Origin of the sequence: Rhizobium sp. C4, assembly GCF_021026315.1 — a bacterium.
Classification (GTDB): domain Bacteria; phylum Pseudomonadota; class Alphaproteobacteria; order Rhizobiales; family Rhizobiaceae; genus Ensifer_A.
The window spans coordinates 53,522-69,430 of sequence record NZ_JAJNCX010000016.1; the positions used below are offsets into that span (position 1 = coordinate 53,522).

At 63.1% G+C, this 15,909-nt stretch carries 13 protein-coding genes; 5 read left to right on the forward strand and 8 right to left on the reverse strand.

The window, feature by feature from the left end; translation table 11 throughout:
* Nucleotides 1-52 precede the first annotated feature (52 nt).
* The 3 genes from LQK84_RS21780 to LQK84_RS21790 form a co-directional block, all read right to left on the reverse strand.
* Nucleotides 53-817 carry a phosphoadenylyl-sulfate reductase gene (locus tag LQK84_RS21780; RefSeq protein ID WP_230830890.1) on the reverse strand — a complete coding sequence of 255 codons (765 nt, stop codon included), beginning with the start codon at nucleotides 815-817 and terminating at the stop codon, nucleotides 53-55.
* 339 nt (nucleotides 818-1,156) lie between these two features.
* Nucleotides 1,157-2,482, reverse strand: a complete 1,326-nt coding sequence (locus LQK84_RS21785) for an alpha/beta fold hydrolase (RefSeq protein ID WP_230830891.1) — start codon at nucleotides 2,480-2,482, stop codon at nucleotides 1,157-1,159.
* Between the two features lie 95 nt (nucleotides 2,483-2,577).
* Nucleotides 2,578-3,948, reverse strand: coding sequence for a chloride channel protein (locus LQK84_RS21790; RefSeq protein ID WP_230830892.1), 1,371 nt, complete (start codon nucleotides 3,946-3,948; stop codon nucleotides 2,578-2,580).
* 377 nt (nucleotides 3,949-4,325) lie between these two features.
* On the opposite strand from LQK84_RS21790, the gene LQK84_RS21795 reads away from it, so the two are divergent.
* Complete coding sequence (locus tag LQK84_RS21795) at nucleotides 4,326-5,630, forward strand: phosphatidylglycerol lysyltransferase domain-containing protein (RefSeq protein WP_230830893.1); 1,305 nt, start codon at nucleotides 4,326-4,328, stop codon at nucleotides 5,628-5,630.
* Between the two features lie 48 nt (nucleotides 5,631-5,678).
* Here LQK84_RS21795 and LQK84_RS21800 read toward each other — a convergent pair whose 3' ends face one another.
* Nucleotides 5,679-6,533: an alpha/beta fold hydrolase gene (locus LQK84_RS21800; RefSeq protein ID WP_230830894.1), complete on the reverse strand. Its 855-nt coding sequence runs from the start codon at nucleotides 6,531-6,533 to the stop codon at nucleotides 5,679-5,681.
* A gap of 118 nt (nucleotides 6,534-6,651) precedes the next feature.
* Here LQK84_RS21800 and LQK84_RS21805 point away from each other — a divergent pair, with 118 nt between their 5' ends.
* A complete protein-coding gene (locus tag LQK84_RS21805) occupies nucleotides 6,652-7,608 on the forward strand; it encodes an AraC family transcriptional regulator (protein ID WP_230830895.1) in 957 nt (318 codons plus the stop codon).
* 169 nt (nucleotides 7,609-7,777) lie between these two features.
* Here the strand turns inward: LQK84_RS21805 and betA are convergent, their stop codons facing one another.
* Nucleotides 7,778-9,427, reverse strand: coding sequence for a choline dehydrogenase (betA, locus tag LQK84_RS21810; RefSeq protein WP_230830942.1), 1,650 nt, complete (start codon nucleotides 9,425-9,427; stop codon nucleotides 7,778-7,780).
* A 195-nt stretch (nucleotides 9,428-9,622) separates the two neighbouring features.
* Here betA and LQK84_RS21815 point away from each other — a divergent pair, with 195 nt between their 5' ends.
* Nucleotides 9,623-9,976 (forward strand): helix-turn-helix domain-containing protein, encoded by a 354-nt coding sequence (locus LQK84_RS21815; protein WP_230830896.1) that lies wholly within the window; start codon nucleotides 9,623-9,625, stop codon nucleotides 9,974-9,976.
* Between the two features lie 236 nt (nucleotides 9,977-10,212).
* On the opposite strand, the gene betB is transcribed toward LQK84_RS21815, so the two are convergent.
* Both betB and betI read right to left on the reverse strand, forming a co-directional pair.
* Nucleotides 10,213-11,676: a betaine-aldehyde dehydrogenase gene (betB, locus tag LQK84_RS21820; RefSeq protein ID WP_230830897.1), complete on the reverse strand. Its 1,464-nt coding sequence runs from the start codon at nucleotides 11,674-11,676 to the stop codon at nucleotides 10,213-10,215.
* Nucleotides 11,677-11,705: 29 nt separating this feature from the next.
* Complete coding sequence (gene betI, locus LQK84_RS21825) at nucleotides 11,706-12,293, reverse strand: transcriptional regulator BetI (protein WP_230830898.1); 588 nt, start codon at nucleotides 12,291-12,293, stop codon at nucleotides 11,706-11,708.
* 256 nt (nucleotides 12,294-12,549) lie between these two features.
* Between betI and LQK84_RS21830 the strand changes: the two genes are divergently transcribed.
* Nucleotides 12,550-14,343, forward strand: coding sequence for a GGDEF domain-containing protein (locus tag LQK84_RS21830; RefSeq protein ID WP_230830899.1), 1,794 nt, complete (start codon nucleotides 12,550-12,552; stop codon nucleotides 14,341-14,343).
* An 85-nt stretch (nucleotides 14,344-14,428) separates the two neighbouring features.
* Here the strand turns inward: LQK84_RS21830 and LQK84_RS21835 are convergent, their stop codons facing one another.
* Entirely contained in the window at nucleotides 14,429-14,665 is a 237-nt protein-coding gene (locus LQK84_RS21835; RefSeq protein ID WP_230830900.1) for a hypothetical protein, read from the reverse strand.
* 223 nt (nucleotides 14,666-14,888) lie between these two features.
* Between LQK84_RS21835 and LQK84_RS21840 the strand changes: the two genes are divergently transcribed.
* The gene (locus tag LQK84_RS21840) at nucleotides 14,889-15,896 is read left to right on the forward strand and encodes an NAD(P)H-quinone oxidoreductase (RefSeq protein ID WP_230830901.1); all 1,008 of its coding nucleotides are present in this window, start codon (nucleotides 14,889-14,891) and stop codon (nucleotides 15,894-15,896) included.
* The last annotated feature ends 13 nt before the right edge of the window (nucleotides 15,897-15,909 follow it).

Below are 15,909 nucleotides of genomic sequence, written 5' to 3' on the forward strand. Positions count from 1 at the left end.
GACCTCCACTCCGGCGGCCGCCACCTCCCCCTTGTGGAGAGGGGTCTTTACCTCAAGCTCCAGCGGTCGCGGCAGGAAGTGCCGAGGCCTCCGGCACATGCAGGCCGCATTCGCGCTTTTCGTCATTTTCCCACCACCAGCGGCCGGCGCGTTCCGGTTCGCCGGGGCGGATGGCGCGGGTGCAGGGTTCGCAGCCGATGGACGGGTAGCCCCTGTCGTGCATCGGGTTGTAGGGGATCGCATCCGCCTTCACATGGGCGCGGATCTGATCGATGTCCCAGTCGGCCAGCGGGTTGATCTTGATCAGGCCACGCTCGGCATCGAACTCGGCAAACGGGATCGAGGCGCGGTTTCCCGACTGACCGCGGCGCAGGCCGGTGATCCAGAAGAAGGCGCCGGACAGCGCGCGGGCAAGCGGCTTCAGCTTGCGCACGCCGCAGCAGGCGTGGCGGGCCTCGACGCTTTCATAAAAGCCGTGCTTCCCATATTGCCGGATATAGGCCTCGACATCGGCATCGTCCGGATGGAAGCGCTGGATTTCCAACCCGTAGCGCGCTTCCGTCTCGCCGATGAGATCGAGCGTTTCCTTGAAGAGCATGCCGGTTTCCAGCGTTACCACTTCAATCTCGGGACAGTGCGTGCCGATGGCGGCGGTGATCACCTGATCCTCGATGCCGAGCGAGGTCGTGAACACGGCGCGGCCGCCGAGCGATGCCACCAGCTTGAGACGACCCGCAAGGTCGAGCTTGGAAAGTTCTGCGTCGAGCGAGGATGCGGCTTCGATGCCGGGCGTGAGGCCCGCGATGTTCAAGGTCATTGCGATTTCCCGAGGGGTGTTGCGATGTTGGGGCCAATATCGCAGCCGGATAGAACAAATGACAGGAACAGGGATTTAAAGCGGCGACGGAACAGAAGAAATATCTCTCCAGAAACCCGATTTGGCGAAAAACATCCCCAAAGTAAGTTTCTGAATATCCACTATATTACTAGATATTTTCTTCATGAGCAGAGACGGCCAGGGGCGTGAATGCCGCTCGTCGCCATCGCCGTTTCAAGTGCATGGCGGCAGCCAGGGGGGCTTTGCAGCAACCTCTGGGCATGCGCAAAAATGCCCCTCACCAAGAGCGGAATGGAGAGTGACCGCCCTGCCCCAGTCTCAGTCGGTGAATTCGATATAGGTGGCGGTGTCCTTCAGTGCCGGATCATAACGACCGACGATCGTCTCGCCGTTGAAGACCGCCGTCACGCTTTCCGGCTTGTCACCGGCAACCGGCACATTGGCGCTGGCGACATGCGGAACCGGGTCGTTCGGGTCGATGCCGGGCAGGATGAGGCCATTGGCAGTCGCCTGGTCATCGGGGCCGAAATAGCCGCGCGGGCGCTTCACGAAGATGAAGTTGCCCTGTGCGGGCGCCGGCTGCAGGCGCAGATCCATGTAGCGGAACGAGCGCGGCAGCAGGCCGCGGAAATAGCGGGTTTCCGGATAGCCGTCGGCCTTGATGTCGAATTCGTAGGTCTGGCTTGGCCGGGCATGGAAATCGCCCCAGACGCCATCGGCACCCACTGTCTTTTCATAGACCGCCGGGCCGAAGCGTTCGCCGGTCTTGGGATCGGTCGCGTAGATCGACAGCTTTGCGCCGGGCACGGGCAGATTGGTCGGGCCGCCATTTTCATAGCCGGTGATCATGCCGGAGAGAACCGGGTTCTCCTCCGCGACGATCGCATGGGTGCCGGCCTTCTCGCCGGTGATGGCCTGATAGATGATCTCGAAGGCGAGCTTCGAATAGGCCGTCTCACGGTGGTCGGCGCCGGGAATGACGCGGTTGTCCGCGCCCTTGAGCTCCTGGGACTCATAGTTGATCCCCGTGGGCTTGCCGGCCATGCCGACATATTTGCCCTCAGGCTGGGTATAGAGGTCGAACTTGTCGGAGCGGATGAGCGTGACCGGAATACCCGGCAGCACTTCCGGTTCGGCAGAGAGATTTTTCAGGAACGGGGCCGCGCCGTTGAATTCGGAACCCTGCGCCGCATTCGGCAGCACGAAGACGCCGTGATGGACGCAGCCGCCGAGCACCATGCGCTCGACCTTGGCGGCACCGCCGAAATTCTTCACATAATTGCGCGCCGTCTGGCAGCCGCGGGAATTGGCAACGATCACCACCTTTTCGGCGCCGGTCGCCTTCAGCGCTTCGTCGACTTCGGCGGCCACCGCCTGTGCGGCATCCGTCGTCGATGAGCGGTTGACTTCCTGCGCATTGTCATCGGCGCGGGCGCTCGGATGCGGGATATCGACGGCGAAGAGATGATCTGCCGGATAGCCGTTGCTCTCGAAACGCCAGAACTGCGTCATCCAGAGCGCGGCGGTGTCGCCGTTGCCATGGACGAAGACGACGGGCGGGAATTTGGCATCGGCGGATTGGGCAGCGGTCATGGAAGCAAGCGAGGCGATGGAAGCAAGGAGAAGGCGCGGCAGTATGGACATGACATCTCTTCCAGAGTGGCGGGCGGATTGCCGAGATCAGCCCTCCTCCCATGCGATCATGACATGATCATGTCGGTCTTATATTCAAGCAAAATTCACATATGCGCGCTCTTCTCCATGGCCGTACCGTCGCCGCGCTCCTGATTGCGCTGGTGGCGGATCGTTTCGGCCATGAAGGCGCGCGAGAGGCCATGGTAGAGCGGTTCGCGGTTAATGAGGCGCGAGGTGATGTAGCCGAGCATGGCGGTTGCCATGAGCGCAATGACATTCTGGTGGCTGTCGGTCATTTCCAGGATGATGACGAAAGCGGTCATCGGCGCCTGCACGACGCCGGCGAAGTAGCCGGCCATGCCGAGCAGTGCCGCAATGCCGGCATTGGTGCCGAGGATGAGGCCGATGGTCGAGCCGATGCCGGCGCCGACGGCGAGCGACGGCGCGAAGAGGCCACCGGGAATGCCCGACATGGTGCAGAGGAACGTGGCGGCCAGCTTCTCGACAAAGAAGAGCGGCGGCAGCGGCGTGCCCTGCAGGGCTCCGCGCGCCTGGCTGTAGCCGGTGCCGAAGGTGAGCCCGCCCGAGACGATGCCGATGACGGCCACGAGGAACCCGAAGCCGGCGGCAATGGCGAGAAGCCGCGGCAGGGGGGCGGCCTGCCGCCAGCGCTTGAGCCGGATCGTCAGCCGGAGCACGGCGGTGGAAAAAAGGGCCCCGAAGGCGCCGCCGCCAATGCCGCAGAGCAGGACCAGCCACCAGTCGCGAAGCCCGTTCATCACGTCATGCGTCGAGCCGAAATAGGTATTGTAGTCGCCAAGCAGCCCCATGGCGGCAAGGCCGGACAGGATGACGGCGGTGAGCACCGCGCCATTGGCACGGATCTCGAAATTGCGGCTCATTTCCTCGATCGCGAAGACGATGCCGGCCAGCGGCGTGTTGAAGGCCGCCGCAATCCCCGCCGCCGAGCCGGCGAGAATCAGTCCCCTCGCCTGCACGACGCCGCCGATGCGGGCGGCCTGCAGCATGATCGACGCGCCGACCTGCACCGTCGGCCCCTCGCGGCCGATCGAGCCGCCACAGAAGATGCCGAAGATGGTGAGTACGATCTTGGCGGCCGCCAGCTTCAGCGAGAGCAGGAAGCTCCGGCTTTCCGCATCGTGGAAATGGCGCGCGGCAATCGCCTGCGGGATGCCCGAACCTTGCGAATTGGGAAAATAGCGGAAGGCGAGCCAGGCCGAGAGCGCAAAGCCTGCGGGCGTCAGCGCCAGCGGAATGAGGAAGCTGTAGGCGCCCGAATGGGTGACATGATGAAAGGCGTCGCTCGCCCAGTCGGATGCCTTGGCGAAGACGACGCTGACGAGGCCGATGGCCAGCGCGCCGATCCAGAAGACCAGCCTCGCCTGCCACATGTTGCGTCTGCCGCGCATGACCTTGATGCGGCGGAGGAGTTTCAGCTTGCGGGGATTTGGCATGGGGGGACGCGCTCTGGGGACGGAATTGTCGTGTGCCTGGGGTTAGACGCCCTTGTTTTGACAATTTCAAGGTCTTATGCAGCGCGGCGGCGTCATCTTCAGGGTGGCTCGGGTTCCGGACCCGACTGCGGGCCAGTTTGTGCATCCTATAAAGCAATGCCCAAGCATTGTGCACTTTAAGGCAGATGCCCCATGAACTGCTAAGCGAGCCGTAGCATTTCATTTCCTCGAAAGAGCTAAAACAATGCGCACATTCCTGCGAATTTGATGAATTTTCTTGGGATAGACTTTAAAACTCCATTCAGCTGTCATGTTTATATAGCCAAAGCCATGATAAGCGCCGCGAACGGCGTCCGGTTGAGACCTCAGGAACAAACATGCTCGACATAACGGCCTTGTCTGCAACGAACACGGCAACCGAGATTGGCCATGCCGCGGAGACGGCGGTGGTGGCTATTCGGCAGAAACATCGCACGTCACGATGGGCTGCGCCGGCAGCCGTCTCGGCGCTCGCCTTCTATGCCGGCGTCAGCACCGCCTTCGACGGCGCGATCGTCGGACCGCTGATGCGGCAGGCGATGAAGCACGTCTTCTACCAGCCGGTCGGCGGCGGCGTGGCGCTTGCCGCAACGATCAGCGTGCTGGCCGGACGCCGCGCCATGCGCGCCTGGCGCCAGCGCGGCCCGGCCCCCGCCCGCGACGAACTCCGCCGGGCAAGCGACATCGCGATCCGCCACGACAATGCGGCTGCCGGTCTTGTCCGCCTCGGCGACAAGAAGCTTCTCTTCTCCGATTGCGGCCAGGCCTTCATCATGTTTGGCTGCCGCGGCCGCTCGATGGTGGCCCTCTTCGACCCTGTCGGTCCGCGCCACCTCTGGCCGTCGCTGGTTCTGAAGTTCCGCGCCGAAGCCGAGCGCCTGATGCTTCGCCCCGTCTTCTACCAGGTCTCCTCCGATTTCCTGCCGGTGGCAGTGGAAACAGGCATGAAGCCCTACAAGATCGGCGAAGAAGCGGTGCTCGACCTCACCGCATTTTCGCTCGCCGGCGGCGACTGGCTGAAGCTGCGCCGCTCGATCAACCGGGCGGAGCGCGACGGGCTTTCCTTCGAAATGCTGGTGCCGGAGGCTGTCCCGGCCGTGATGGGCGAACTTGCCCGCGTTTCCGACCTGTGGCTTTCCACCCAGAACGCCAGCGAAAAGGGTTTCTCCCTCGGCACGTTCCGCAACGACTATGTCGCCTCGACGCCCGTCGCGGTGATCCGGGTCGATGGCCACATCGTCGCCTTCGCGAATATCCTGACGACCGAGAGCGGTCATGCCTTCATCGACCTGATGCGCTCTCTGCCGGGCGTTCACCGCGGCGCGATGGACCTGCTCTTCGTGCGGATCATGGAACACCTGAAACAGGCCGGCTATTTCCGCCTGAACCTCGGCATGGCACCGCTTTCCGGCCTTTCCGACCATGCCAGCGCACCGCTCTGGAACCGCATCGGCAACCAGGTCTTCGAAAAGGGCGAGCGCTTCTACAATTTCAAGGGCGTGAAGACCTTCAAGTCGAAGTTCGACCCCGAATGGCAGCCGCGCTACCTGATTGCCGGCGGCCTCGGCCTGCCTGTCTCCGCCATGCTCGACGTCACGCTGCTGATCGGCGGCGGCCTGCGCGGGGTCTTCCGGCGGTCATAAGGCCGGGTGATACGGCGGCAGACAATCTGCCGCCGCACCCACGTTTTCCTACTTCGAACCGAAAAAGTCGCGGACGGCCTTCGTATAGCCTGCCGGATCCTGCAGCATGGCGAAGTGGCTGACATCCTTGAGGATGATGAGCTTGGCGCCCGGAACCATGCTGGCAATATAGTCCGTGTGCCCACGGTCGACCGCCTCGTCATGATCGCCCAAGACAATTGCCGTCGGGACCTTGATCGACTTCAGGTCGCTGTCCGGCCAGTTCGGCTGGGTTGCCCACATGTCGCTGATCTGCTTGACGAAGGCGTCATATTCGGTCGGCGTCGGGGAGATCTTCTTGTAGACCTCGCCGCTGCGGTCGATATAGGCGGCAAACGTCTTGTTCTCCATCACGTCGGACTTGACGCCCTCGACCTTGGTGTTGGCGGCCTGGGCGAAGAGCTTTTCGAGCCGTTCGGGATGATGGATGGCGATGTCGAGGCCGATAATGCCGCCATCGCTCCAGCCGACGAGATCGACCTTCTGGACCTTCAGATAGTCGAGCAGCGCCAGATAGTCCGACGACATCAGATCATAGCCATAGGGCTCGGCATTGCGCGTGGAGCGGCCATGGCCGCGGCTGTCTGCAACGATGACCGTATGGTCTTTGGCAAGATCCGCCACCTGATTGGCCCAGATATCGCCATAGCCGAGACCGCCATGGATCATCAGGATCGGTGTGCCGGGGGCGGTGCCATAGACGGCATAATACATCTGGATGCCGTTGACTGGTGCCGTGCCGGACTTGACGGCGGCGGGCATGGCCGGCGGTTCCGGCAGCTCGGTCCAGCGATCGGCAGCCTGAGCGACCGATGCGGCGAGAACGGCAAGCGCGCAGCCTGCCGCAACAATCCATTTTCTCATGTCATTCCCCTTTTTGCTCGTTTGTGACGAATTTGCGAAGACGGCTTGAATGCCGGCTTTCGGGCCATCATAATCGTCCCGCCCCACGCCCGTTATCCGTTTTACGCAAGAGGCGGCGATGCCCACGGAACCCGAACGCTCCGGCCTGACCATCCATCGCGATCGCTTCGCCGATATCGACCGGCAGGCGGCGCAGCTGAGCGGCTATGACCAGATCTATCGCCAGCTGAGCCGGGGTGCCTTTGCCGGCAGCTTCACCACCGTGGAAGGCCGGGGAGGCGCGGGTGTCTATGTCGAGACGGTCAATCAGGTGATCGAGCAGTTCAGCAGCGTGCCGGCCGACCAGACGAGCCTTGTGTTTCTGTGTGGCGACCAGCCATCGGCGCGGTTCGGCGCAAGGGCATTTGCGCCCGGCACAGCCATGCTTCTCGGACCGGGCGCGGAGATCGATTTCCAGAGTACGCCCGGGACGCATGTCTGCGTCGTGACATTCGGCGGCGAGGCCCTGCGGCAGGCGGGCGAGGCAAGTGGCATGCTGCCGCCGGCGCGCGGCGAAACGCGGCTCATCGACAATCCAGCCGCGACCGGCCGCCTCGTCCAGACGGTCAACGCGCTTCTGCATTGCGCGCTTCTGGCCGCCGGCATGGGGCCGGAGGCGCTCGACCCTGACGGCTTCAGCGCCGAGATCGCGGCGATCATGGTGGCGATGAGCGGATTTGCGGGTGCGGGACTGGCGCACCGCCTCCCCTCGCCCGACCGCCGCGCAGCACTTTTCCGGGAAGCGCGCGCGACGATCCACGACAGCCTCGACACCGTCTCGGTGCCGCGGCTGCAAAGCCGGCTCAATGTCAGCCGCCGCACGCTCGAATATGCCTTCCACGAGGCCGTGGGCATGAGCCCCCACGCCTATATCGCCGCCCTCCGGCTGGACGCAGTGCGCCGCGCACTGAAATCGAACAGCGACAGCATCGGCGACATCGCCGCCCGCTACGGCATCTGGCATCTCGGCCGGCTGGCGGGGCAGTTCCGCGAGGCATTCGGGGTGCTGCCATCGGAGACGCGGCGGGGGACATAAGCGCTGACAATGGGTTCAGGTAATTTGCCTGAAATTTCAACGGCAATTGCCGCGCCAGCGGGCTCTTCTATCTATTAGTCTTCTCAGCCCGCAGACGCGGGCTGGCTGGATGCCGGCTCGAGGCCGGCATGACGGAGTTGGATTATACCTTGCGCAGACAAGAGCCCCCTCACCGATCACTCACCTCCCAGCGCGGATTGATCCACGGCGCCTGGTTCGAGCGTGCCAGTCTGGGCTTGCCCAGGATATGATCGGCGGCTTTTTCGCCGGTCATGATGGAGGGGCCGTTGAGGTTGCCGTAGGTGAGGCGCGGGAAGATGGAGCTGTCGGCGACGCGGAGGCCTTCGACGCCGATGACCTTGGTGTCGGGATCGACGACGGCCATGGGGTCGTCCTTGGAGCCCATCTTGCAGGTGCCGCAGGGGTGATAGGCGCTTTCGAGATGTTCCTTCAGGAAGGCATCGATCTGTTCATCCGTCTGGACGTCCTCGCCCGGCTGGATTTCCGGGCCGCGATAGGGGTCGAAGGCCTTCTGGCCGAAGATTTCGCGGGTGAGGCGCACGCAATGGCGGAACTTCACCCAGTCTTCCTCGTGGCTCATGTAGTTGAACTTGATGACCGGATCGGCCATCGGGTCGGGCGAGCGGAGCGTGACGGCGCCGCGCGACTTGGAATGATTGTAGCCGACATGGACCTGGAAGCCATGGCTCTTCGCCGCCGCCCGCCCGTCATAGGAAATGGCGACGGGGAGGAAATGGAACTGGATGTCCGGCTGTTTGACGCCCGGTGCGGAACGGACGAAGGCGCAGGATTCGAACTGGTTGGAGGTGCCGAGACCCTGCTTGGTGAAGAGCCATTGCGCGCCGGCAACGCCCTGCCAGAACCATGGCAGCCAGGAATAGAGCGAGACCGGCTTAGTGGCGATCTGCTGGAAATAGAATTCCATATGGTCCATCAGGTTGGCGCCGACGCCGGGGCGATCGGCCACGACCTCGATGCCCATCTCCTTCAGATGGGCTGCCGGGCCGATGCCGGAGAGCATCAGCAGCTTGGGCGAATTGAACGACGAGGCCGAGACGATGACCTCCCGGTTGGCGCGGATCACCTCGATCTTGCCACCGCGATCCACTTCCACGCCGATGGCGCGCTTGCCTTCGAAGACGACGCGACGGGCAAAGCAGCGCACCAGATCGACATTCGGCCGCTTCAGCGCCGGCTTCAGATAGGCAGACGCCGCCGACCAGCGATGGCCGTTATGGATCGTCTGCTCCATCAGGCCGAAGCCTTCCTGCTTCTCGCCGTTATAGTCTTCCGTCGTCTCGAACCCGGCCTGCCGGCCCGCCTCCACGAAGGCGCGCACCAGCGGGTTCTTCGCCGGCCCGCGCTGGACATGCAGTGGCCCATCGGTGCCGCGCCAGCCGGCCTGCCCGCCCTTCGAGTTTTCCTGCCGCTTGAAATAGGGCAGCACATCGGCATAGGACCAGCCGGTCGCGCCGAGCTCGTCCCAGGTGTCGAAGTCTTCCGCCGAGCCACGCACATAGACCATGCCGTTGATCGAGGACGAGCCGCCGATGACCTTGCCGCGCGGCGCGGTGATGCGGCGATTGTTGAGGTTCGGCTCGGGCTCGGAGAGATAGCCCCAATTGTAGCGCTTCATGCTCATCGGCCAGGCCAGTGCCGCCGGCATCTGGATGAACGGGCCGACGTCGGAGCCTCCGTATTCGAGGACGAGGACGGTATGCTTGCCGTCTTCGGAGAGGCGGGAGGCGAGCGCCGAGCCGGCGGAGCCGGAGCCGACGATGACGTAATCAGCTTGCATGGTCATGAGGAGAGACCTTTGGATGGGGAGTGTGGAAACTTGTCGTCATGCTCGGGCCTGTCCCGAGCATCTGCTCCGTTGCAACTGCGGTGACGTGCGTAGATCCTCGGGACAAGCCCGAGGATGACGGCGTTTGGGACACCTCGGAAGCACGCAAAAGTTGCCGTTGACGCGACCTTCTGCTAATGTCGCACCATGGAAATCGACATTCAGAGAATTACCCTCGACGGCAAGAACTACGTCATGCTCAGCGAGGATGACTTTGAAGACCTGATCGATGGCTTGAAGGCTCAGGCTATTCTGGCGCGTGTCGAGGCTGGCGAGGAAACCTGGCCGATGGAGCTTGTCGAAGAGCTTTGCGAAACCGACAGCCGCATCCGCACCTATCGCAAGTATCGCGGCTTGACCATGACCGAACTGGCGACCGCCGCCGGCATTTCGCAGCCGCATCTCTCCGATATCGAGAACGGCAAGAAGACGGGCTCGGTGGATGTGCTGAAGCGCATCGCCACTGCGTTGAAGGTCGATCTGGACGATCTGGTGGTTTGAGCGGCAAAGTCCCCCTCTGGCCTGCCGGCCATCTCCCCCACAAGGGGGGAGACGACGGGAGGCGAGCACGGCAAACTCCTCCGTCATGCCGGACTTGATCCGGCATCCAGCCAGCCCGCGTCTGCGGGCTGAATGACCTGACGACGAAAGAGTCCTCTCGCGCGACGGACGTCGCGCGGCTGGATCCCGGATCAAGTCCGGGATGACGGCCAGTGAGAGGGATCGTCCTGTCATCATCAATACGGCGCCTCGCATTTGCCCATGGCGACATAGACCGTCTTCAGCTCGGTGTAGTGGTTGAGCGCGGCGAGCGAATTCTCGCGGCCGAAGCCGGATTGCTTGACGCCGCCGAAGGGGATTTCGACGGGGCAGAGGTTGTAGGTGTTGATCCAGACCGTGCCGGCCTCCAGCGCATCGACCACGCGATGCGCGCGAGCCATGTCACTGGTGAAGACGCCGCCGGCGAGGCCGAATTCGGTGGCGTTGGCGCGGGCGATCACCTCGTCCTCATGGTCGAAATCGAGCACGCACATGACCGGGCCGAAGATTTCTTCCCGCGCAATCGTCATGTCGTCGGTCACGTCGGCAAAGACGGTCGGCTGGACGAAGCAGCCTTCGGAGGAGACATCGTTGGGGATGCCGCCGCCGGTGAGAAGCGTTGCCCCTTCGGCCTTGCCCTTCTCGATGTAACCCAGCACCTTTTCGCGCTGCGAACGGTTGACGAGCGGGCCCATCTGGGTCGCTTCGTCCAGCGGTTCGCCCATGCGGATCGCTTCCGTGCGGGTCTTCAGGCGCGACAGGAACTGGTCCTTGATGCCCTTCTGCACGAAGACGCGGGTGCCGTTGGAGCAGACCTGGCCGGCGGAATAGAAATTGCCGAGCATGGCGCCGGAAATGGCGCTTTCGACATCGGCGTCGTCAAAGACGATCATCGGCGACTTGCCGCCAAGTTCCATCGTCACATGCTTGAGTTGGCCGGCAGCGGCACCCGCCACCTTGCGGCCCGTCGGCACGGAGCCGGTGAGCGAGACCTTGGCGATGTCGGGATGGTTGACGAGCAGCGGGCCGGCATCGCGGTCGCCCTGCACGACGTTGAAGAGGCCCTTGGGCAGGCCCGCCTCGGTCAGGATTTCAGCGATCTTCAGCGCGCCGAGCGGGGTGACTTCCGAAGGCTTGAAGATGAAGGCGTTGCCGGCGACGAGCGCAGGGGCTGCCTTCCAGCAGGCGATCTGCTGCGGATAGTTCCATGCGCCGATGCCGAGCACGATGCCGAGCGGGATACGCTTCGTGTAGGCCCAGTCGGCACCCAGCGGGATCTGCTCGCCGTTGAGCGCTGCCGGGGCCACGCCGCCGAAGAATTCCATCGCGTCCGCACCGGAGGTGCTGTCGGCGACAATGGTTTCCTGGATCGGCTTGCCGGTGTCGAGCGTTTCGAGTTCGGAGAGTTCGCGGTTCCGCTCACGGATGATCTGCGAGGCGCGATAGAGGATGCGGCCACGCGCCGTCGGGCTCATCTTCGCCCAATCCTTCTGCGCGGCTTTCGCCGAGGCAATCGCCTGTTCGACGATGGCGGGCGTGGCCGAACGGAGCCGCGCGATCACCTCGCCGGTGGCCGGATAGACGCATTCGATGACGTTACCGGCGGTGTCTTCGACATATTCGCCGTTGATGAAATGGCTGGCTTTCGGTTGGGCGCGCATGGCTCGCTCTCTTTCTTTTTCGAGTCGCTTCAGCGGGTTGCTGCGTTCAATTTCAGTGTCACGTAATCTTCGACCAGCGCCACCGCGCCGCTGACATCGAGGCGGGCGGCATCGAGCGCGCGGCGGATGTAGAGGCCGTCGATCAGGGCGGCGGCGCCTTCGGCGATGTGGTGGGCTTCATCCCTGCCACAGAGCGGCGACAGGGCCGCCACAAGGTTGGAATGGAGCCGTCGGGCATAGATCATGAGGAGACGCTTCGTTTCCTGCGAGCGCTGCGCCTCGACATAGAAGGCAAGCCAGGCGGCGACCGTGGCGGCGGCGAACTGTTCGACGCCGAAGGAGACGGCGATCAGCGCGCTCACCTTGCCGCGCGGCGTTTCCGCCCGGCGCATGGCGGCAATCGCCTCTTCCTTCAATTGTCGCAACAGGCTGCGCATGGTGGCGAGCAGCAATTGTTCCTTGGAGCCGAAATAGTGGAAGGCGAGCGCTGCGGACACGCCGGCGCTTTTGGCGATCTCCTGCATGGTGACGTCGAGCGAGCCGTGATCGCCGATCGCCTTCAGCGCGGCGTCGACCAGCGCCTTGCGGCGCACCGGCTCCATTCCGATTTTCGGCATGCTGTTCCCCTTGATTGATGTCAGTTTAATTTTGATTGATCCGTCAATCAATAAAAATTTCGCTGGTTGCGCGAAATCCCGCAGGGCTTCGTTTGCCGCTCGTTAACCGTGAAAAAGCTCAACGATTTCAAAGATGTTGATGAGGGGCTCTGTCACAGAAGTTTCACATCCGGTGAAGGAATTGTTGACCATTTGGCATTGAAGTTCGTGATCAAATTCTAAGATACCCCCGCTGGCGCACTGTTGGAGTACCCCCATGCCCGCACTTCTTCCACTGAGAGGCCATGATGCGGCTGCCTATAGCCGGATGGCGCTGATGCCGCTGGCCAAGGCCGCGATCGACACGGCCTTCCAGCCGATCGTCGAGACCGTTTCGGGCAAGATCCATGGCTACGAGTCGCTGATGCGCGGGCATGACAAGCTGGGCTTCGACACGCCGCCCTCGCTTCTCGATGCCTTCGCAATGTCGGGCGAGCTGACGGAACTGGAGCTGTTCACCACATCGCGCTCCTTTGCCAAGTTCACGTCACTGGCCGAGTTCGAGAAGCGCACGCTGTTCCTCAATCTCGACCACCGCATGCTGGCCGCCGGCCAGCGGCTGCTGCCGCTGCTGCTCGCCTATCTGCAGAAGAATGCGATCTCGCCCTCCTCCGTCTGCATCGAGCTTTCCGAGCGCTCGGACAATTCCAGCATGCCGGACTTTTCCGGACTGATCGGGCAGATGCGGCGCATGGGCTTCAAGCTTGCGATCGACGATTTCGGCACGGGGCATGCCGAAATGAAGCTGCTGAGCGACTACGATCTCGACTATCTGAAGATCGACCGGCATCTCGTGTCCAAGATCGACACCGTGGCGCGCAAGCGGCATCTGACCAAGACGGTCGTCGACATGGCGCATGTTCTGGGCGTGCGCGTCATTGCGGAAGGCGTGGAGACGGAGGGCGAATTCCTGGTCTGCCGCGATCTCGGCGTCGACCTCGTGCAGGGCTGGTTCGTCGCATATCCCTCGCTGGACCCGGCGGAGTTTCGCGATGGCTTCCCGCATCTGCGCGATCTGGGACAGAACCGGCGCGTGCGGCGTTCGGTCGACGAGGTGCTGGTGCGCCAGCAGGTCGAGGCCGTGCCAACGATCCGCGAGGATGCGGCGATCGAGACCCTGTTCGAGATCTTCCGCCAGCATTCCGACCTCCCATTCATTCCGGTCATCAACGCCCATGGCGAGCCGCGCGGCATCGTCCAGGAAGCCCGGCTGAAGAGCTATATCTACCAGCCGTTCGGCCGCGACTTGCTTCAGAACCGCTTCTATGGCGGCACGATCGCCCGCTTCATCGATCCCGCCCCGGTGGTCGATATCGGCGCGGATTCCGGCCGGCTGATGGCGGTGTTCTCGGGGACAGAAGACGCCAAATGCGTGATCCTCACCGAGAACATGCGCTATGCCGGCGTCATCTCGGCGGCGGCTCTCGTCAAGATCATCAATGCCAAGCTGGTGCGGCAGGCACAGGACCAGAACCCGCTGACCGGGCTTCCGGGCAACCAGGCGATCCATTCCTATCTGGAAGAGACGATGGCGGACGGCGGGACGACGCGGCATTTCTGCTATTGCGACTTCGACAATTTCAAGCCGTTCAACGATCACTACGGCTTCCAGCGCGGCGACGAGGCGATCTCGCTGTTTGCCCGGCTGATGAAGCGCTATTTCTTCTCGCCCTCCATCTTCCTCGGCCATGTCGGCGGCGACGATTTCTTTGCCGGCATGACCGGCTGGTCGAACGACGAGCTGGAGATGATATTCGAGCGGCTGCTCGAGGATTTCGAGAACGATGCGCTGAGGCTCTATGCGCAGGAGGATCGCGAGCGCGGCCATATCGAGGGCGTCGACCGCGCCGGCATCCGCCGCGCCTTCGATTTTCTCAGCTGCTCGGTCGCCATCATCGAAGTGCCGGCCGGCCGCGTCTTCGGCGATCCGGCCGTTCTGTCGGCCCATATCGCGGGCTTGAAGAAGCGGGTGAAATCCAACCGCGACGGGCTGCTGTTCGAAACCATTTAGGCGCGGGTCAAAAGGCGGAGCGTTTCAACCGGAAACGCTCCGCATTTGACGGACCGGTTTCGCCGGGCGCGTCGGCAGGCCGGTGTCACCAATAGTGGTGATGATGCCTGTGATACCCGCCATAATATCGCGGCGCGTAATAGCCGCTGTCGCGATAATAGTATGGTCTCGGCCGATAATAGGGCCGGTCGCGATAGTATCCACGGTCGGAATAGTAATATCCGCTGTGGCGGACCACGACGGTTTCACTGGGATATTCGACGCAACCCGAGAGTGTTCCCGCTCCCACGGCAATCATTGCCATGATCATCAGACGCTTCATGTGACTTCCCCCAAAAATGCTGACCCCATTATGCGTGAGCGCAATTTGCGGCAAAAATTGGCTGGCACATGAGCGCCGTCTTTCTCGCCTCAAAACAGGCAGGCGATGGATTGGACAAATCCGCGAACACATCTTGAAGTGAGGGCCGAATGAGATCATTCCGGTTGCCTTCGCCCGCCGTCTGAAACAGGATCAGGGCAAACAAGCATAATGGAGAACACCCATGACCGCGCCGACAACACCCCTGCCCCTCACCATGCGCCATGTCGACCTGCCCGCCCCCGGCGGACCGGAGGCGATGGTGATTGTCGAGGGACCTCTGCCGCAGCCGAAGGCGGGCGAGGTTCTGGTGAAGGTGGCCGCCGCCGGCGTCAACCGGCCGGATGTGGCGCAGCGGCAGGGCACCTATCCGCCGCCGCCAGGTGCCAGCCCGATCCTCGGGCTGGAAGTGGCCGGCGAGATCGTGGCGCTGGGCGACGGCGTGACGGGACTTGCCATCGGCGACAAGGTGGCGGGGCTCGCCAATGGCGGCGGCTATGCCGAATATTGCGTCATTCCGGCGGGCCAGGCGCTCCCCTGGCCGAAGGGCTATGACGCGGTGCGCGCGGCAGCGGTGCCGGAAACCTTCTTCACCGTCTGGGCCAATGTCTTCGACATGGCGGGCCTGAAGGCGGGCGAGAAATTCCTCGTCCATGGCGGCACGAGCGGCATCGGCACGACGGCGATCCAGCTCGCCAAGGCCTTTGGCGCGGAGGTCTACACGACCGCCGGCTCCGGCGAGAAGTGCCTTGCCTGCGTGCAGCTCGGGGCAAAGCGCGCGATCAACTACAAGACGGAAGACTTCCTTGCCGTCATCAAGGCGGAGGCCGGCTCGGTCGATGTCATTCTCGACATGATCGGCGGGGCCTATTTCGACAAGAATATCGGTGCGCTCGGCAAGGACGGGCGGCTTTCGATCATCGCGCTTCTCGGTGGCGCGGTGGCCGAAAAGGCCAATCTCGGCGCCATCATGATGAAGCGGCTGCGCGTGATGGGCTCGACGCTGCGTCCGCGCACGGGCGACGAAAAGCGGGCGATCCGGGATTCGCTGCTGGAAAAGGTCTGGCCGAAGCTCGATGCCGGCGAGGTTGCGCCGGTCATCCATGCGGTTCTGCCGCTGGAACAGGTGGCGGAGGCGCACCGGATGATGGAAGAGAGCGGGCATATCGGCAAGATCGTGCTGACGCTCTGACGGTCGCGAGGGC